17 protein-coding genes are annotated in these 18305 nt (G+C 72.9%); 8 read left to right on the forward strand and 9 right to left on the reverse strand.

Annotated elements, in window-relative coordinates; genetic code table 11:
* Positions 1–4: 4 nt before the first annotated feature.
* The 3 genes from ACFYV5_RS26385 to ACFYV5_RS26395 are packed head-to-tail and all read left to right on the forward strand — an operon-like array spanning position 5 to position 4808.
* Entirely contained in the window at positions 5–1024 is a 1020-nt protein-coding gene (locus ACFYV5_RS26385; protein WP_389172435.1) for an AAA family ATPase, read from the forward strand.
* Positions 1024–2397 carry a DUF58 domain-containing protein gene (locus ACFYV5_RS26390; protein WP_389172437.1) on the forward strand — a complete coding sequence of 458 codons (1374 nt, stop codon included), beginning with the start codon at positions 1024–1026 and terminating at the stop codon, positions 2395–2397. The genes ACFYV5_RS26385 and ACFYV5_RS26390 overlap by 1 nt, the downstream gene beginning before the upstream one ends.
* Positions 2394–4808 carry a DUF3488 and DUF4129 domain-containing transglutaminase family protein gene (locus ACFYV5_RS26395; protein WP_389172439.1) on the forward strand — a complete coding sequence of 805 codons (2415 nt, stop codon included), beginning with the start codon at positions 2394–2396 and terminating at the stop codon, positions 4806–4808. Before ACFYV5_RS26390 ends, ACFYV5_RS26395 begins: the two co-directional genes overlap by 4 nt.
* 383 nt (positions 4809–5191) lie before the next feature.
* Here ACFYV5_RS26395 and ACFYV5_RS26400 read toward each other — a convergent pair whose 3' ends face one another.
* The 3 genes from ACFYV5_RS26400 to ACFYV5_RS26410 all read right to left on the reverse strand — a co-directional run bounded on the left by ACFYV5_RS26400 (position 5192) and on the right by ACFYV5_RS26410 (position 7301).
* Entirely contained in the window at positions 5192–5599 is a 408-nt protein-coding gene (locus tag ACFYV5_RS26400; RefSeq protein ID WP_355111035.1) for a DUF3040 domain-containing protein, read from the reverse strand.
* 304 nt (positions 5600–5903) lie between these two features.
* The gene (locus tag ACFYV5_RS26405) at positions 5904–6692 is read right to left on the reverse strand and encodes a methyltransferase (RefSeq protein ID WP_355111033.1); all 789 of its coding nucleotides are present in this window, start codon (positions 6690–6692) and stop codon (positions 5904–5906) included.
* Positions 6693–6770: 78 nt separating this feature from the next.
* The gene (locus ACFYV5_RS26410) at positions 6771–7301 is read right to left on the reverse strand and encodes an SAV_6107 family HEPN domain-containing protein (protein ID WP_355111031.1); all 531 of its coding nucleotides are present in this window, start codon (positions 7299–7301) and stop codon (positions 6771–6773) included.
* A 167-nt stretch (positions 7302–7468) separates the two neighbouring features.
* Here ACFYV5_RS26410 and ACFYV5_RS26415 point away from each other — a divergent pair, with 167 nt between their 5' ends.
* The 5 genes from ACFYV5_RS26415 to ACFYV5_RS26435 all read left to right on the forward strand — a co-directional run bounded on the left by ACFYV5_RS26415 (position 7469) and on the right by ACFYV5_RS26435 (position 13471).
* Positions 7469–8377, forward strand: coding sequence for an ATP-binding cassette domain-containing protein (locus ACFYV5_RS26415; RefSeq protein ID WP_389172442.1), 909 nt, complete (start codon positions 7469–7471; stop codon positions 8375–8377).
* Entirely contained in the window at positions 8349–10436 is a 2088-nt protein-coding gene (locus tag ACFYV5_RS26420; RefSeq protein WP_389172444.1) for a YhgE/Pip family protein, read from the forward strand. Before ACFYV5_RS26415 ends, ACFYV5_RS26420 begins: the two co-directional genes overlap by 29 nt.
* Positions 10437–10456: 20 nt before the next feature.
* Positions 10457–11065, forward strand: coding sequence for a helix-turn-helix domain-containing protein (locus ACFYV5_RS26425; protein ID WP_355111025.1), 609 nt, complete (start codon positions 10457–10459; stop codon positions 11063–11065).
* A 300-nt stretch (positions 11066–11365) separates the two neighbouring features.
* The gene (locus ACFYV5_RS26430) at positions 11366–11989 is read left to right on the forward strand and encodes a DUF4126 domain-containing protein (RefSeq protein ID WP_355111024.1); all 624 of its coding nucleotides are present in this window, start codon (positions 11366–11368) and stop codon (positions 11987–11989) included.
* Between the two features lie 48 nt (positions 11990–12037).
* The gene (locus ACFYV5_RS26435) at positions 12038–13471 is read left to right on the forward strand and encodes a phytoene desaturase family protein (RefSeq protein WP_389172447.1); all 1434 of its coding nucleotides are present in this window, start codon (positions 12038–12040) and stop codon (positions 13469–13471) included.
* 201 nt (positions 13472–13672) lie between these two features.
* On the opposite strand, the gene ACFYV5_RS26440 is transcribed toward ACFYV5_RS26435, so the two are convergent.
* The 6 genes from ACFYV5_RS26440 to ACFYV5_RS26465 all read right to left on the reverse strand — a co-directional run bounded on the left by ACFYV5_RS26440 (position 13673) and on the right by ACFYV5_RS26465 (position 18298).
* Positions 13673–14449, reverse strand: coding sequence for a hypothetical protein (locus tag ACFYV5_RS26440; RefSeq protein ID WP_389172449.1), 777 nt, complete (start codon positions 14447–14449; stop codon positions 13673–13675).
* Between the two features lie 51 nt (positions 14450–14500).
* Positions 14501–15418: a methylenetetrahydrofolate reductase [NAD(P)H] gene (gene metF / locus ACFYV5_RS26445; protein ID WP_355109243.1), complete on the reverse strand. Its 918-nt coding sequence runs from the start codon at positions 15416–15418 to the stop codon at positions 14501–14503.
* Between the two features lie 113 nt (positions 15419–15531).
* Positions 15532–16182 carry a thiamine phosphate synthase gene (thiE, locus tag ACFYV5_RS26450; RefSeq protein ID WP_389172451.1) on the reverse strand — a complete coding sequence of 217 codons (651 nt, stop codon included), beginning with the start codon at positions 16180–16182 and terminating at the stop codon, positions 15532–15534.
* 87 nt (positions 16183–16269) lie between these two features.
* Positions 16270–16635, reverse strand: a complete 366-nt coding sequence (locus ACFYV5_RS26455) for an Rv2175c family DNA-binding protein (RefSeq protein ID WP_158986532.1) — start codon at positions 16633–16635, stop codon at positions 16270–16272.
* 78 nt (positions 16636–16713) lie between these two features.
* On the reverse strand, positions 16714–17928 hold the full coding sequence (locus ACFYV5_RS26460; protein ID WP_389172454.1) for an NAD(P)/FAD-dependent oxidoreductase: 1215 nt from the start codon (positions 17926–17928) through the stop codon (positions 16714–16716).
* A gap of 28 nt (positions 17929–17956) precedes the next feature.
* On the reverse strand, positions 17957–18298 hold the full coding sequence (locus ACFYV5_RS26465) for a hypothetical protein (protein ID WP_355109238.1): 342 nt from the start codon (positions 18296–18298) through the stop codon (positions 17957–17959).
* Positions 18299–18305 lie beyond the last annotated feature (7 nt).

Here is an 18305-nt window from a genome sequence, read left to right on the forward strand (position 1 = left end):
CCGGGTGACGACCTATGACGATCGAGCGAGCCTCGCAGATCTGACCACCACAGCGGAGCGCGTCCGCAGGTCGGTGGAGAGTGTGATCGAGGGCAAGCCTGAGGTCGTACGGCTTTCGCTGACCGTGCTGCTCGCCGAGGGACATCTTCTGATCGAGGATGTCCCCGGCGTCGGCAAGACGATGCTGGCCAAGACGCTGGCGCGGTCCATCGACTGTTCGGTGCGCCGTATCCAGTTCACGCCCGACCTGCTGCCGTCGGACATCACCGGCGTGTCGATCTTCGACCAGCAGCGGCGGGACTTCGAGTTCAAGCCGGGCGCGATCTTCGCCCAGATCGTGATCGGCGACGAGATCAACCGCGCCTCGCCGAAGACCCAGTCCGCGCTCCTGGAGTCCATGGAGGAGCGGCAGGTCACCGTCGACGGGCAGACGTACGAGCTGCCGAGCCCGTTCATGGTCGTGGCCACGCAGAACCCGGTGGAGATGGAGGGCACGTATCCGCTCCCCGAGGCGCAGCGCGACCGCTTCATGGCGCGCGTCTCGATCGGGTACCCCAGCCCCGAGGCCGAGCTCCAGATGCTCGACATCCACGGGGCGGTCAACCCGCTCGACGATCTGCAGCCCGTCGCGCACGCCCACGACATCGTGAAGTTGATCGACGCGGTCCGCGCGGTCCACGTCGCCGACTCCGTGCGCCGGTACGCCGTCGGCATCGTCGCCGCCACCCGTAACCACCCGGACCTGCGGCTCGGCGCCTCGCCGCGGGCCACGCTCCATCTGCTGCGCGCCGCCAAGGCGTCCGCCGCGCTCAGCGGCCGCGAGTACGTCCTGCCGGACGACCTCCAGGCGCTGGCCGTGCCGGTCCTCGCCCACCGGCTGATGCCGACGGCCCAGGCCCAGCTGAACCGGCGCACCTCCGAGCAGCTCGTTCTCGACATCCTGCAGCGCACGCCCGTCCCGGTCGCGGCGCCGCCCGCCGGCCCGCACTTCGGCCAGCAGCAGCCCGGCGTTCGGCAGCTGTGATGGCGACCGCTGCCGCGCCGGAGGGGCAGCGGGAGGACGACCGGGGCGCTCGCGCGGGGAACGACCGGGGTGGCCTACGGGCCACCCTCGGCGGGCTCACCACGCGCGGCCGCTCCTTCCTCGCCGCCGGTGTCGCCGCCGCGATCTGCGCCTACGTCCTCGGCCAGGGCGATCTGCTGCGCGTCGGCCTGCTGCTCGCCGTGCTGCCGCTGATCTGCGCCGGGGTCCTCCACCGCACCCGGTACCGGGTCGCCGCCAGCCGCCGGCTCTCCCCGCAGCGGGTGCCGGTCGGCTCGGAGGCCCGGGTCCATCTGCGGATGGACAACGTCTCCCGGCTGCCCACCGGCCTGCTGATGCTCCAGGACCACGTCCCGTACATGCTCGGGCCGCGGCCCCGGTTCGTCCTGGACCGGGTCGAGGCGGGCGGCCGGCGCGAGGTGTCGTACCGGGTCCGCTCGGACCTGCGCGGCCGCTTCCCGCTGGGCCCGCTCCAGCTGCGGCTGAACGACCCCTTCGGCATGTGCGAGCTGACCCGCTCCTTCAGCGCGTACGACACGCTCACCGTCGTTCCCCGGACCGAGGCGCTCCCGGCGGTGAAGCTGGCCGGCGAGGCGGCGGGGTACGGCGACGGCCGGCAGCGCTCGCTGGCGCTGGCCGGTGACGACGACGTGATCCCCCGCGCCTACCGCCACGGTGACGATCTGCGCCGGGTCCACTGGCGTTCCACCGCGCGCTACGGCGAGCTGATGGTCCGCCGTGAGGAGCAGCCGCAGCGGGCCCGCTGCACGGTCCTGCTCGACACCCGCCGGATCGCCTTCCAGGGCGCCGGCCCCGACTCGGCCTTCGAGTGGGCGGTCTCGGGCGCGGCCTCCACCCTGGTGCACATGCTGGAGCGGGGCTATGCGGTACGGCTCCTCACCGACACGGGCACCGCGGTGCCCGGCGAGGGCGCCGAGGGCTTCGCCTCTTCGGCGCAGGACTCGGCCGAGGCGGCCGGGCTGATGATGGACACCCTCGCCGTCGTCGACCACTCCGACGGGGCCGGTCTCTCGCGCGCGTACGACGTGCTGCGCGGCGGGAACGAGGGTCTTCTGATCGCGTTCGTCGGCGACATCGACGAGGAGCAGGCTGCGGTGGCGGCCCGGATGCGGCAGCGCAGCGGCGCGGCCGTCGCCTTCGTCCTGGACTCCGGCACGTGGCTGACCGGTGGCGCGGTGAGCGGTGCGGTCGACGAGCGGCTGCGGCAGCTGAGGGAGGCCGGGTGGACGGCGCTGGCCGTGCGCCCCGGCGACCGGCTGTCCGAGCTGTGGCAGCAGGCCGGCGGAGCGCGTGCGGAGACCGCCGCGGGTGACACGTACGGAGGTTGGTCATGAGCGGCCGCGGGCGGCTGACACTGGGCTCCTTCGCCGCCACGCTGCTGGCGGCGGGCGCGCTCCTTCCGCTGGTGAAACCGGCGACCTGGATCTTCACGGCCGCGATCCTGCTGGCCGTACAGAGCGGGATCGGCGTGCTGACCCGGCGGGTCCCGCTGGCCCGGCCGCTGACGGTCGCGGCGCAGGCCCTCGCGAGCCTGCTGGCGCTGACCCTCGTCTTCGCCCGGGAGCAGGCGCTGCTCGGCCTCCTGCCCGGGCCGCAGGCCCTCGGGCGGTTCGCCGCGCTGTTCCGGGCGGGCGCCGACGACGTGAGCACGTACGCGATCCCGGCCCCCGACACCGAGGGCATCCGGCTGATGCTGGTCGGCGGCGTGCTCGTGATCGGTCTCCTGGTGGACACGATCGCGGTGACCTTCCGCAGCGCGGCCCCGGCCGGTCTGCCGCTCCTCGCGCTGTACTCGGTGGCCGCGGGTCTCTCCGACGGCGGCGCGAGCTGGCTGTGGTTCGTGCTGGCCGCCACCGGCTATCTCCTGCTGCTCCTGGCGGAGAGCCGCGACCGGCTCTCGCAGTGGGGGCGGGTGTTCGGCGGCGCGCCGCGTCCGGGCGGCACGGCCGCGGCCGGCGGCGGGCAGGCGCTCGCCCCGGTGCGGACCGGTCGGCGGATCGGTGTGGTGGCCATGGGCATCGCGCTGGTGGTGCCGGCCGCGCTGCCCGCGCTCTCCGGCGGTCTGTTCGGCGGCCCCGGCGAGGGAGCCGGCGAGGGGGGCAGGGGCGGCACGATCTCGGCCGTGAACCCGCTGGTCTCGCTCCAGGACAACCTCCGGCAGCCCGAGGACCGCGAGGTGCTCCGGTACCGGACCAACGCGACCGACACCAGCGGCATGTATCTGCGGCTCGTGGCGCTCGACCAGTTCGACGGCACCTCGTGGAAGTCCTCGGTCCGCCCCATCGAGGACGTGCCGGAGCGGCTGCCGCGGCCGGACGGCCTCGGCGAGCAGGTCCGTACGACCGAGGTGACGGGCAACTTCGTCGCCTCCTCGACGTACGAGCAGAAGTGGCTGCCGATGCCCTACCCGGCGGCCCGGGTCGAGATCGAGGGCCGCTGGCGGTACGAGCCGGCCGGGCGGATGATCGTCGGCGACGACAAGCAGAACACGCGCGGCGCCCGGTACACGGTGACGAGCCTGGACGTACGGCCGACGGCGGCGCAGCTGGCGGCGGCCCCGCCGGCGCCGCCGAAGCTCCTCGCCGAGTACACCCGGGTCCCCGACTCGTTGCCCCTCGACGTGAAGTCGACGGCGCTGCAGGTCACCAAGGGGGCGCGGAACGACTACGAGCGGGCCGTGAAGCTCCAGGACTGGTTCGCGACGGACGGCGGCTTCCGCTACGACGTCGAGGTCGAGTCGGGCACGGGCGTCCAGGCGATCTCCCGCTTCCTGGAGCGCAGGGAGGGCTTCTGCGTCCACTTCTCGTTCTCGATGGCGGCGATGGCGCGCTCCCTGGGCATCCCGGCCCGGGTGGCAGTCGGCTTCATGCCGGGCATCTCGCAGGCCGACGGCACGATGTCGGTGGGCATCCGGGACGCGCACGCCTGGCCGGAGCTGTACTTCGAGGGCGCGGGCTGGGTCAGGTTCGAGCCGACGCCGACGCGGGGCTCCACGCCGGAGTACACGCGCCAGCAGTCCCCCACGGGGACGCCGACGGAGTCCGCGCGGCCGGAGTCCAGCGCCTCGGCGATGCCGTCCGCCGCGCCGAGCACCTCGGAGAGCTGCCCGCCGGAGCTGCGGCGCCTGGGCGAGTGCGGGGCCGACCCGGCGGCGGGCGGAGCGTCGTCCGACGGCGGCGGGGTGAACCCGCTGAAGGTGCTGCTGATCTGCCTGGCCGTGGCGGTGGTGCTGCTGTTGCCGCTGTCGCCCTTGCTGTGGCGTACACGGGTACGGGCGCGGCGGCTCGGCTCCTCGGGCCGCACGGCCGAGGACGCGGTGGCCAGGACGCTGGCGGCCTGGCGGGAGATCGGCGACACGGCCTGGGACCACGGGGTCGCGCCGGACGAGTCCCGGACGCCCCGGAAGACGGCGGCCCGGATCGTCCGCCTGGGCTCCCTGGAGGGCGAGCCGGCCAACGCGGTGCACCGGGTGGCCCGCGCGGTCGAACAGGTCCTCTACGCCCCGCAACCGCGTCCGGCCACGGGCCTGGCGGAGGAGGTCGCCCTGGTCAGGTCGGGCTTCGCGACGGCGGCGTCCCGCGGGACGCGCCTGCGCGCACTGCTCGCACCGCGCTCGGCCGTCCGGGTGGTGTGGGCGACATCGGAACGGTGGTCGGCGGTGACGAGGGCGTGGGGCCTGCGCCGCGACGCGCTCACAGCGCGCACGACGGCAACGTTCCGCCGCCTTTCGCGCGACCGCGCGTGACGCATGGGGGCGGGCCGGGCCCGACCGGGGCCCGACCCCCCTCACCCCCCGGGTTGTGGGCAGGCGTTCCGCAGGGCGGGACGGGTGGGCACAACCCCACGACGGCGCCGCACCCGTGGGCACCGCAGGCACGGGAGCCTGGGCCCGGCAAGGGCGCCGTCCCGTGTGCCCACCCGTCCCGCCCCAGCGGGACGAATGCCCACACGGGGGGTGGGCGGGGAAGGGGGTGGGCGGCGCCCGGGGGGCGCGGGGCCGCAGGCCAGGGGGGCAGGGGGCGCCGCCCAGCGCAGGGGCACCGGTACGCGACGAGCCCCGCGGTCGCGTCAAGACGCGGGCCCGCGGGGCTCGGGGTCGGGGGGAGGCCGGAAGGCCTCAGGGCGCCGTCAGTGGCCGCCGCCCTGCTGTTCGTCCCGGCGGCGCTGCCACCGTTCCTCGATCCGGGTCATCATCGAGCGGCGCTGTCGGCCCTGACGGCCACCGGCCGCCGCTCCGCCCGTCGCCTGCTGCTGCTCACCCGGCTTCGGCGCCTTGCGCCATCCGGTGACGGCCAGTACCGCGCAGCCCAGCATGACGAGGAAACCCACCACGCTGATCCAGATCTGCTGAGCGACCATTCCAGCCATGAGGAGCGCGATACCCACCAGGAAGCCGGCGACTGCCTGGTAAACCCGTCGCCGGGTGTACGTACGCAGTCCGCTTCCCTCGAGCGCTGTCGCGAACTTGGGATCTTCGGCGTACAGCGCTCGCTCCATCTGCTCGAGCATTCGCTGCTCGTGCTCCGAGAGCGGCACGGAGTCCTCCTAGTCGTCGGTCGCGGGGGCGACCGGGATGCGGCCCTTTCAGGATAGGCAGGGAATCGCCCCCGTGAAACCCGCCCTCAACGCCAAATCGCCAATCCGGGCCGCCATGCGGTTCGGTTGCTGAGGCGTTGATTCCCCAGCGCCTTCCCTGTCATGCCGGATGGTGTCCCCCGATCATACGGGGCGAACTCGCCGTTCGGGGGGCCTGTGGCGTACTCCATGTGCGGCTGCGTCGCTGATCAGCCCGGTGCGGGCAGGCCCGGGGCCTGGCCCCGGGCCTGCCGCCGGGCGGGTGTCAGACGCGCTTCTCGCCCAGGACGTGCAGCTGGGTGGCGATGGCGTGGAAGGACGGCAGCTCCGCCGCGGCTGCCTCCAGCTTGAGCAGGGCTTCCGCCGCGCCGGGCTCCGTGTCGACCAGGACACCGGGGACGAGGTCGGCGAAGACCCGCACGCCGTGCACCGCTCCGACGTCCAGGCCGGCCGCACCCGCCAGCTCGGTCAGCTGGTCCGCAGTGAAGCGACGGGGCACCGGGTCGCCGTCGCCCCAGCGCCCGGACGGGTCGCTCAGGGCCGTGCGGGCCTCGGTGAAGTGCCCGGCCAGCGCGCGGGCCAGGACCGCGCCGCCGACGCCCGCGGCGAGCAGGCTGAGCGCGCCTCCGGCCCGCAGCGCCGCCACCGCGTTCCGTACTCCCTCGGCGGGGTCGTCCACGTACTCCAGGACGCCGTGGCAGAGCACCACGTCGTACCCCTCCCGCCCGACGACGTCGAACAGGCCGCGGATGTCGCCCTGGACCCCGCTGACCCGGTCGGCGACGCCGGCCTCGGCGGCCCGGCGCTCCAGGGCGAACAGCGCGTTCGGGCTGGGGTCGACGACGGTGACCCGGTGGCCGAGACGGGCCACCGGCACCGCGAAGTTGCCGGAGCCGCCGCCCGTGTCGAGGACATCGAGGCTGTCCTGCCCGGTGGCCTTGACCCGACGGTCGAGGGCGTCCTTGAGGACGTCCCAGACGACGGCCGTACGAAGGGAGGCGCGCGAGGGACGCGACGACGCCTCTCGACCGAAGACAGGGGAAGGGTCCGACACGGCTGTTGACTCCTCGGTGACGGTGCACGAACGCCTCCACCCTATGGCCTCGGGCGTACTCCCCCGCTCACACGGCGCTCACCCCGTGGCCTCCTCGGCGCCGGTCTGACGGGGCAGCACGGGCTGCAGGACCAGGAGCCGCTCGACCAGGCGAAGGAACATGGCGGCGTCCCGGATCAGGTCGTCGGCGTCCCGGTGGCTGGCCGCGCCGGGTATGCCCGCCTCCGCCCTGGCCCGACGGGGTGCGCCCGAGGCGAACAGGGCGCTCCACTCGGTCAACTCGGGCGCTATCTCGGGGAGTACCTCCCAGGCGCTCCGGATCCGCGCGCGTTTGCGCGGATTGGTCTCGGGGCGGCCCCGGGCGGCGAGCACCGCGGCCGCGGTGCGCAGCGCGGCGAGGTGGGCGGTGGCGTACCGCTCGTTGGGGACGTCGTGTCCGGCGGCCTCGTCGAGGCCGGCGCGGGCCTGGGCGAGCAGGTCGAGCGCTGCGGGCGGCGCGGTGGCGCGGCGCAGCACCGGGTGGACGTCGGACGGTGGTCCGGACAGTGCGGGGGCAGGGCGGCCGGCGGCGCGGCGCCGGGGTGCGGCTGCTGCGGAGGAGCTGGTCATGACGAGCCTCCTGTCGTCGTGTGACGGCTCTGTGTCCGTATGTGTCCATCCTGAAGGGCACCACTGACAATCACGCTGACCTGCGTCTTTGCCGAGATCGCCGCTGCGGGGGTAAGTTTTTGCACTGACTGGTCAGTGCAAAAACTGGGGAAAGTGGGGGTGGACCGGTGGAAGCGAACCCGGAGGAGCCGCACGGCGCCGCCGTCGTCGCGGACGGATTCGGGCTGAAGGGGCCGCGCGGCTGGGTTTTCCGCGGGGTCGGCTTCCGGGCCGAGCCCGGCTCGCTCGTCGCGATCGAGGGGCCGTCCGGCTCGGGCCGCACCTGTCTGCTGCTCGCGCTGACCGGTCGGATGAAGCCCCAGGAGGGCCATGCCGAGGTCGCCGGGCTCCGCCTGCCCCGCAAGATGGCCGCCGTACGCCGGATCAGCGCGCTCGGCCCGGTCCCCGGCGTCAGCGACCTCGACCCGGCGTTCACGGTCGCCGAGCATCTGCGCGAGCGCGCGCTGCTCCAGCGCCGCTACGACGGAACGCTCCGGGCCCTCCTCCGCCCGCCCGCCGAGCGGGCCGCCGCCACCAAGGCCCGGATCGAGGCGGCCCTGGAGGCCTCCGGGCTCGACCTGGACACCCTGCCGAAGGCCGGGCGGACCTCCGTACGGGACCTGGAGCGGCTCGAGGCCCTGCGCCTGTCGATCGCCCTGGCCCTGATCTCCCGGCCCCGGCTGCTCGCGCTCGACGACACCGACCTCAAGCTCTCGGACGCCGACCGGACCGAGGCCTGGGGCCTGCTCCGCTCGATCGCCGACGCCGGCACCACCGTGCTCGCCGTCTGCGCCGAGGCCCCGGCGGACGTCCTGAAGGTCACCACGGTGCCCGGTGCGACAGAGGACACGCCCGAGGACGCGACCGAGGAAGCTGCCGAGGAAGCTGCCGAGGACGCGCCCGAGGACGAGAGCCGGCACGGGACCGACACCGAAGTCCGCGCCGAGGACGACACCGAGGCCGGCGCCGAGGACGACACCGAAGACACCACCGAGGAGGGGGCGGCCGATGCGCTCGCCGAAACTGGCCGCGCTTGAGCTGAAGCGGTTCGGCAGGGGGAAGCTGCCGCGGGCCGCGCTCGTCGCGATCCTGCTGCTGCCGTTGCTGTACGGCGCGCTGTACCTGTGGTCCTTCTGGGACCCGTACAGCAGGCTCGACCGGATACCCGTCGCCCTGGTCAACGACGACAAGGGCGCCACCGCCGACGGCAAGAAGATCAACGCCGGTGACGACATCACCGAGGGTCTGCTGGACAGCAAGGTCTTCCAGTGGCACCAGGTGAGCGACGCCGAGGCCCGCGAGGGCGTGGAGGACGGGACGTACTACCTCTCGCTGACCATGCCGGGCGACTTCAGCTCGCGCATCGCCTCCAGCTCCGGTGACGCCCCCGAGACGGGCGCGCTCCAGGTCCGCACGAACGACGCCAACAACTACATCGTCGGGCAGATCTCCCGGACGGTCTTCTCCGAGGTTCGCACCGCCGCCTCCACCAAGTCCTCGCGCACCTTCCTCGACAAGATCTTCATCTCCTTCTCCGACATCCATGCCGCGACCGCCGAGGCCGCCAAGGGCGCCGGCGAGCTCAAGGACGGCGTGGACAAGGCGAAGAAGGGCTCCAAGAGCCTGGCCGACGGCCTGAAGGACGCCAAGCAGGGCAGCGGCGACCTCGCCACGGGCCTGAAGAAGCTCGACAAGGGCGCGGGTGATCTGGAGACCGGCTCCCGGCAGGTCGCGAACGGCACCAAGGAGCTTGCCGACAAGGTCAACGGAACGGCCGCCAAGGTCCGCCCGTACCTGAAGAACAACGGCAAGACGATCGGGGACACCGCCCGGCTGGTCGCCCACTCCGCCGCGGCCGTGCGGCACGACCTCGAGGACGTGGTCCGGCGCGCCCCGCTCGCCCGGAGCGCCGCGCACGTGGCCGACGACAAGCTGGACGCGCTCCACAAGAAGCAGTGCGTGGACAATCCGCTGCCCGACCCCCAGGCCTGCCCGGCCCTCAAGGAGGCCAAGGTCACGGCGGACGACGTCGCGAAGATCGCCGACGACCTGCACGAGCTGACCAAGGGCAGCGACGGCGACCTCAAGAAGCTCGACGGGCAGCTCGCCACCCTGCAGAAGCAGGCCGAGGACCTGGCCGAGGCCGCTCCGCACCTCGACGAGGACCTCGACGGCGCCGTCAAGAAGATCAACAAGCTGAACACGGGTGCCCAGAAGGTCGCCCAGGGCGCCGACGCGCTGCACACCGGCCTCACGAGCGCCAGGACCGGCTCGACGAACCTGGACACGGGTGTCGGCAAGCTGAAGAAGGGCGCCGGGGAGCTCGACGGCGGTCTCTTCAAGCTGGCCGACGGCTCCGGCGAGCTTGCCACCGGTCTGCACGACGGTGTCGCCAAGATCCCCGACTACGACGAGCAGGAGCGGGACCGGCGTACGGAGGTCATGGCCGACCCGGTCGAGCTGGCCTCCCAGTCGCTCCACAAGGCGCCCAACTACGGCACCGGCTTCGCCCCGTACTTCATCCCGCTGTCCCTCTGGGTCGGCGCGATGGTGGCGTACATGCTGATCGCGCCGCTCAACCGGCGCGCCCTCGCCGCGGGCGCCTCCGCCTGGCGGATCGCCCTGGCCGGCTGGCTTCCGGTCGCGGCCATCGGGCTGCTGCAGGTCGCCGCGCTGATGTCCGTCCTGCACTGGGGCCTCGGTCTCCAGATGGTCAGGGCGGCCGGAACCGTCGGCTTCCTCGCCCTGGTGACCTGCTGCTTCGCCGCGATCATCCAGTGGCTCAACGCCCGCTTCGGCGCGGCGGGCCGGATTCTCGTGCTGGCCGTGCTCATGCTCCAGCTGACCTCGGCGGGCGGCACGTACCCCGTTCAGACCAGCCCGGGCTTCTTCAACGCGATCCACCCCTTCCTGCCGATGAGTTACGTGGTCGAGTCGCTGCGCCGGCTGATCACGGGCGGCGGGATCGGGCCGGTCTGGCAGGCGGTGGCGGTGCTGACGGCGTTCACGGTGGGCGCCCTTGCGCTGACCGCCGTCTCGGCCCGGCGCAAGCAGGTGTGGACCCTGGACCGGCTCCACCCGGAACTGAGTCTTTGAGACCTGTGAGAATCGAGCCCATGGACAGCAGCAGCACCAGACGCCAGGCCACGCGCGCGAAGCTCTACGAGGCCGCCGTCACGCTCATCGCCGAGCAGGGCTTCTCGGCGACGACGGTGGACGAGATCGCCGAGCGCGCGGGCGTCGCCAAAGGCACGGTCTACTACAACTTCAAGAGCAAGACCGAGCTCTTCGAGGAGCTGCTGCGGCACGGAGTCGCCCTGCTGACCGCCTCACTGCGGACGGCGGCCGAGGAGACGGCGGAACGGGGCGGGAGCCGGGTCGACGCGCTGGACGCGATGATCCGGGCGGGTCTGGTCTTCATCGACCGCTATCCGGCCTTCACCCAGCTGTACGTGGCCGAGCTCTGGCGCACCAACCGGGCCTGGAACGAAACCCTCCTGGTCGTCCGTCAGCAGGCGGTCGCCGTGGTGGAGGGCGTGCTGCGGGAGGGCGTCGAGGCGGGCGAGCTGAGCGAGGAGATCGACATCCAGCTTACCGCGGCCGCGCTGGTCGGGATGGTTCTGGTGGCCGCCCTGGACTGGCAGGCCTTCCAGCGGGAGCGCTCGATCGACGATGTGCACAGCGCGCTGTCGCGGCTGCTGCACGGCCGGGTGGGCGGCTGCTGACCGACCACGAGGGAATACGCCGGACGGCGAGGCTCGATCCCCCCGAGCCTCGCCGTCCGGCGTTTTCCGTACCCCCGTGCTCCCCCGCGGGCCCCCGTGTCCCCCGTGGACCCCGTATCCCCCGTGCACCCCCGTGCCGGCAGGCGCACGGCCCCGTTCCGCCGCCCCGTGTCGGCAGTTCCGGAGCCGTGCCCCTTCCGTTGCCCCTACTCTTCCGTCTCCGCAGGTCAAAGCCCATCCGCATCGCTACTCATCTCATCGTCTAGGTACGGGTACTCAGACCTGGATACGATCGCGGGCGTGTCCGTACTCCCCCTGGTCTTCACCAGCGGCTGGGCGAGCGGGATCAACGCGTACGCGGTGGTCCTGCTGTTCGGCATCTTCGGCGCGACCGGTCTGACCGACGAGGTCCCCGAGTCGTTGCAGCGCACCGACGTCCTGATCGTCGCCGGGGTGCTGTTCCTGTGCGAGGCGGTGGCGGACAAGATCCCTTACGTCGACTCCGTCTGGGACTCCGTCCACACGGTGATCCGGCCGGTCTCCGGCGCCGTCGTGGGCGCCCTGCTCGCCGGGCAGTCCGGTTCCCTGCCCGAGCTCGCGGCGGGCGCGGTCGGCGGCTCGACCGCGTTGATGAGCCACTTCGTCAAGGCCGGGACACGGATGGCGATCAACACCTCGCCGGAGCCGTTCTCCAACGTCGCCATGAGCGTGGCGGAGGATCTCGGGGTCGCCGGGATCATCACGTTCGCGGTCTTCAACCCGGTGGCGGCGGCGATCATCGCGGCCGTGCTCCTCCTGCTCGGCCTGGTGATACTGGGCTTCCTGGCCCAACGCATCCGCCGCTTCCTGCGCCGCAGGGCCCAGCGCCGGGAGGAGAAGCGCCTGGCCGCCACGGAGGCCCGAACTCCGGTCCCGCCCGACTGACCGGGCCGCCGAAACGGGCTGTCGGTGGTGGCGGATAGGGTCGCTGACATGGCACGGATTGTGGTGATCGGCGCGGGCATGGGCGCCATGGCGGCGGCCGCCCGGCTGGCCGTGGCGGGCCACCGGGTGACGGTGTACGAGCGCGGTGGGACGTACGGCGGTGCGGTGCGCCGCTTCGAGCGGGACGGGTTCGCCTTCGACACCGGCCCGGGGCTGCTGCACCTGCCGGCGGTCTACCGCGATCTGTTCGTCAAGACCGGCAAGGAGCCGCTGGAGGACTGCGTCGAGCTGACGCAGGTCGACCCGGCGAGCCGGCACGTCTTCGCCGACGGCACCCGCGTGGACCTGCCGAACGCCTCGCGTGCGGGCACCGTCTCCGCCCTGGACGCCGCGCTCGGCGACGGCGCTGGCGAGCGCTGGGGCGACTTCATGGTCCGGGCCCGCGAGGCCTGGGACCGCACGCGTCGCCCCCTCCTGGAGGAGCCGCAGCCGGCGGACCCGTCCACCCTCGGCCGCGAACCCTACCCGGCCCTGAAGCCGGGTCTCCTGCGGCGCCGGACCACACGCCTGTCCGGGATCGGCGCGCGGGAACTGCGTGACCCCCGGCTCGTCGCGCTCCTCGACTCGTACGCCTGGGCGTACGGCTTCGACCCGGCCACGGCCCCGGCCGCGGCCGCCGTCCTGCCGTACATGGAGCAGACCTTCGGCACCTGGTACGTGAGCGGCGGCATCCGGGCGCTGGCGGACGCGGTGTACGAGCGGTGCCGGAAGCGGCGGGTGGAGTTCGTCTTCGACTCCGCCGTCACCGACGTCCTCGAGAAGTACGGCAGGGCGGTCGGGATCGCGCTGGAGGGTGGCGAGGCCGTCGAGGCGGACCACGTGGTGGCGGGGGCTCCCGTGCCTTCGCTCTACCGCGAGCACATCGTCGGCTGGGACGATCAGGACGAGTGGCCGCGCCACCAGGTGGCCGGGACCGGCCGGGTGACGGTCTGTCTGGCCCTGCGCGGGGCACGGGATGCGGACGCGGTGCATCGCACCGTGGTGCACGGCACGGGCGACCGGCCGACGGTGACGGTGCTGCGGCCGGACGACCCGGCCCTGCGACCCGACGGCGCGCACGAGTCGGTGACCGTCACCGCGACGGTGCCGACGACGGGCAGGGAGGGCTGGGAGGGGACCGCCGGGCGCATGGTCGCCCAGGCGGAGACCGCCGTGCCGGGGCTGCGCGAGCGCCTGCTCTGGCAGGAGGTCCGCACCCCGGACGACACGCTGCGGGAGACCGGCGCGGCGGAGGTGCCCGGGCCCGCCCTCGCCGGCGCCCGCGGCCGGTTCCTTCCTGCCGCCAACCTCTCCCCCCTCGCCGGCCTCCACTTCGCCGGCGGCTGGTCCCACCCGGGCGGCGGGCTCGCCCACGCCGGGATGTCGGGCGCGCTGGTCGCCGGGCTGATCGTGGAGGGCGCGGACTTCCGCGGCTCGCGGTAGCCGGCCCGGCTGGGCGATGGGGCGGCTAGGGCGTGTTTCGAAAGTCCCGCCTGGCCCGCGACGCCTGGCACGCACACTCGCTGCGTTGTCGGAGTCATCCAAGTACGTCCAGTACGAGGATGATCCTCCGCCTTGCGATTGCACGCACCAGACGCCGCGGCCCCGCCCTGCGGGCGGACGGCGCTACTTTCGAAACACGCCCTAGTAGCGGTACTGCTGGTCGTTCCCGCCGCCGTGGCCGTACTGGTCCTGGCCCGGCTGCTCGCCGTCCCGCTGCTGCGGCACCCAGACGCCGCCGGGCGGGGTGTCGTAGCTGTACGAGGGTGCGTAGGGGTCCGCGTAGGGCTGCTGGCCGGCGGTGCCGTAGTCGTACGAGGTGTACTGCTGGCCGTCGGTCCCCGGGCCGATGTACGGGTCGGAGTACGCGGCGTACTGCTGCTGCCCGGGGTCGTAGTCGTAGGCGGGCTGCTGGTATCCGGGCGTGTAGCCGTCGTAGCCGCCGTACACGGGCTGGGGCTCGGGCTGGGCCTGCGGGTGGGAGTGGGCGTACGAGGGGTCGTAGACGGCGTACTGGCCGGTCTCGTCGGGCATCGGCTGCGGCTCGTAGACCGCCGTGGCCTCGGCGGGCGAGGGGTCCACCGGCTCGTAGGAGAGGTCGGTGACCTCGAGCGTGGGGCCGGTCTCGGGCGGCGTGGCGGACCTGCGGCGACGGCTCGCGCCCGGGCTCCCGCCGATGGCCCAGCCGGTGGAGAAGCCGCGGCGGAAGGACAGGGTCACATAGGTCTGGCCGACGGCGAACGCGACCGCCCCCGCGATGATCACGGCGACCGAGGGCATCAGAACGCCGAGGACCACCCCCAGGAAGCCGCAGAAGGCGAGCACGCGCCAGCGCAGCCTCGCCTTGTACTGCAGGAGCACCTCACCCAACAGCCACAACGCGACGACACCGAACGCGATGTAGAGGACCGTCCACCCCATGCCCGCCCCTCTCCTACGGCCACCGCCGCGGGTCTGGGGCGGGTACGCCGGTCACGACTGCACGTGCAGTCCGAGATTCTCGTAGATCTCCAGCGTCGCGGTGGAGTTGTTCAGCGTGATGAAGTGCAGTCCGGGGACACCCTCGGAGAGCAGACGCGCGCAGAACTCCGTCGCGAACTCGATGCCAATGGAGCGTACAGCGGCCGGATCGTCCTTGACGGCGAGGATCCGTTCTTTCACGTCCGCCGGGAAGAGGGCGTTGCTCAACTGGGGCAGCCGGTCGAGGGTCTTCACGTTCACAACGGGCATGACTTCGGGGATGATCGGCGTCTCGCAGCCGGCCTTCGCCACGCTGTCCCGCATCCGGAGGTAGTTGTCCGGATCGAAGAACATCTGCGTGATGGCGTAGTCGGCACCGGCACGGCACTTGTCCACGAAGTGACGGATGTCCGTGTCCCAGTCGGCGGAGCGGGGGTGCATCTCGGGGAAGGCGGCGACGCCCACGCAGAAGTCCCCGGACTCCTTGATCAGCCGGACCAGGTCGGCGGCGTACCGCACGCCCTCGGGGTGCTCGATCCAGTCCCCCAGCGGGTCGCCGGGCGGGTCGCCGCGCAGCGCGAGCATGTTCCGGATGCCGGCGTCGGCGTACTGGCCGAGGACGTTGCGCAGCTCCGCGATGGAGTGGTCGACCGCGGTGAGGTGCGCGACCGGGGTGAGGGTGGTGTCGCCGGCGATCTTCTGGGTCGCCTTGACCGTCCCGCCACGGGTCGAGCCGCCGGCCCCGTAGGTCACCGAGACGAAGCTCGGCCCGACCGCCTCCACTCTGCGCAGGGCGTTCCACAGGCTCCGCTCGCCCTTCTCGGTCCGGGGCGCGAAGAACTCGAAGGAGTACGAGGGCTTGCCGGAGGCGAGGATGTCGCGGACCGTGCGCGCACGGTCCGAGCGGGTGGAAGCGGTGCCAAGAGCCATACGGGCAGGTTAGACGCGGGTCTTCGGCCGACGAAGCCGCGTCCGAGGAATGGACACGTTTTTGGACAACGTCCGAGAAGTCGACCGCGCCCTCGGACGTTGCGCCGAGGAGATCACGCCGAGCGCTCGCGGACCCGCTTCGCGAGGCGGGCGGTCGCCGCGGCCGGGTCGTCGGCCTCGGTGATCGCCCGGACGACCACGATCCGGCGCGCGCCCGCGTCCAGGACCTCGTCGAGGGTGGTCTCGTCGATCCCGCCGATGGCGAACCAGGGCCGGTCCTGCTCCAGGGCGGCCGTGTACCGCACCAGGTCGAGGCCGGGTGCGTACCGGCCCGGCTTGGTCGGGGTGGGCCAGCAGGGGCCCGTGCAGAAGTAGTCCACACCCGGCTCGGCGGCCGCCGCGTCCACCTCGGACTCGGCGTGGCAGGAACGGCCGATCAGCACCTCGTCGCCGAGGATCGCGCGGGCGGCGGGCACGGGCAGGTCGCCCTGGCCCAGGTGCAGCACGTCGGAACCGATGGCGTGGGCGACGTCGGCCCGGTCGTTCACGGCGAGCAGCGTGCCGTGCCGGCGGCACGCGTCGGCGAACACCGCGAGGTGTTCCAGCTCCTCGCCGGCCTCCATGCCCTTGTCGCGGAGCTGCACGATGTCCACGCCGGAGGAGAGCACGGCGTCGAGGAAGGCGGGCAGGTCTCCCTGGCGCTTGCGGGCGTCCGTGCACAGGTAGAGCCGGGCGTCGGCGAGCTGCTCGCGAGGCGTGGACATGGGTGCTTCCCCCCGTTGGGTGCCGTGGTTCCGCGGGGCCGGCCGGGACCGGCCCCACGGAGCCACCTGTGTGGTGTCTTCGGTACGTCAGACGGCGAGCGCCTGGGCGCGGCGCTTCACCTCCGTGCCGCGATTCTCGCTGAGCGCCTGCGCGGGCGTGCCCGGCAGGGTCGGGTCGGGAGTGAAGAGCCACTCCAGCATCTCTTCGTCGGTGAAGCCGTCGTCCTTCAGGAGGGTCAGGGTCCCGGAGAGGCCCTTGACCACCTTGTCGCCGTCGATGAAGGCGGCCGGCACCTGAAGCGCCTTGTTCTCACCACGGCGTACGGCGATGAGCTGGCCCTCCTTGACCAGCTGCCGCACGCGCGTCACCTCGACATCGAGCATTTCCGCGATGTCGGGGAGGTAGAGCCAGGCGGGGACGAGAGCATCGATTCTTGCGTCAATCTCGGTCACATGGCCAAGCCTGCCATCCCGGACCGACAGTCGGTAGTCGAGCCCTGCCCGACCCGCGAGAACCCCCCTAGGGGGTGTCTAGCCAACTGCCGCCTTCAGGGGGACGGAGGGGTCGGCGGCCTGCGTCGGGTCGACGCGGGTGCCCGATTCGATCAGCTTGCGGCCCTGGGCCAGGTCGCGGGGGCGTCCGACGGCGAGCAGGGCCACCAGGACGCCGTCGCGCAGCCACAGCGCGGACCAGGAGGGTCCTTCCGGGTCGCCGCGCCGGAGCAGCTCCGTGTCGCCCTCGTGGTGTCCGGCGTACTGCACGAAGCGGCCGAACTGCTCGGACCAGAAGTACGGCACCGGGTCGTACGGCCGGGGGACCTCGCCGATGATCTCGGCGGCGACGGTGCGCGGACCCTGGAGCGCGTTGTCCCAGTGGTGGACCAGGAGCCGTCGGCCGTAGCGGGCGGAGGGGAACGAGGCGCAGTCGCCGACGGCGTAGACGTCGGGCAGGGAGGTGCGCAGCCGGTCGTCGGCCGTGACGGAGCCGTCCGCGTCGAGGGCGATGCCGGAGCCGGCGAGCCAGCCGGTGGCGGGCCGGGCGCCGATGCCGACGACGACCGCGTCGGCCGGCAGCCGCCGGCCGTCGGTGAGGACGACCGTGCCGGGTTCGACGCCGGCCACGCGCGCGTGGGTGAGGAGTGCGGCGCCGCTCTCCTCGTACCACTGCGCCATGGGGGCGGTGACCTCGACGGGGAGCGCGCCCGCGAGCGGCCGGTCGGCGGCCTCGACGACGGTGACGGCGCACCCCGCCTCGCGCGCGGCGGTGGCGAACTCGGCGCCGATCCAGCCGGCGCCGACCACCACGATGTCGTGGCGCAGCTCCAGGACGGGCTTGAGGCGGGCGGCGTCGTCGAGGGTGCGCAGCAGATGGACTCCGGGCACGCCCTCGGTGCCGGGCAGGGTGACCGGCTCGGCTCCGGTGGCGAGGACCAGGACGTCGTACGGGACGGGTCCGGCCTCGGTGTCGAGTTCGTGGTCCCCGGCGCGCAGCCCGGTGACGTCGAGACCGAGGCGCAGCTCGATGGAGAGCGCCTCGAAGTCGACGTCGAAGGCGGAGTCCTCGGCCTTGCCGAGGAGGACCGCCTTGGAGAGGGGCGGCCGGTCGTAGGGCTGGTGCGGTTCGGCCCCGATGAGGGTGACCGGTCCGCCGAAGCCCTGTTCGCGCAGGGCGACGGCGGTCTGTACCCCTGCCATGCCGGCGCCCACGATCACGACCCGCTGCTGTGCCTGCTTCTGCTCGCTCACCCGATCACCTTACGCATCTGACATTCCGTCAGGAAGGCAGCTGCTCGACCACACTGGTGCCGGAGCCCTCCTGGGACTCCCATGCCCAGGTCTCCTCCAGCCGAACGCGCCCGTCCGCAAGCTCCACCACGGTCGACACGCAATGCCCCGAAGAGGTGGATCCGTCCTGCTTCAACTGGACGTACCGGAAGTCGAGCCGGTCCCCCGCGCGCGTGCCGACGAGATTCCCGCGGACCACGTCTCCGCCGGCGTACTCGGCCCAGATCCGGCCGCCCTCCTCGTGGTACGTGAACCGGGTGCGTGTACCCACCTGACCGGGGGCCTGGTCGGCGACGGGGGCGAGGACCAGTCCGTCGAGAGAACGTGCCACTGCGGAG

This window comes from Streptomyces sp. NPDC003035 (assembly GCF_042888285.1).
Lineage (GTDB): Bacteria > Actinomycetota > Actinomycetes > Streptomycetales > Streptomycetaceae > Streptomyces.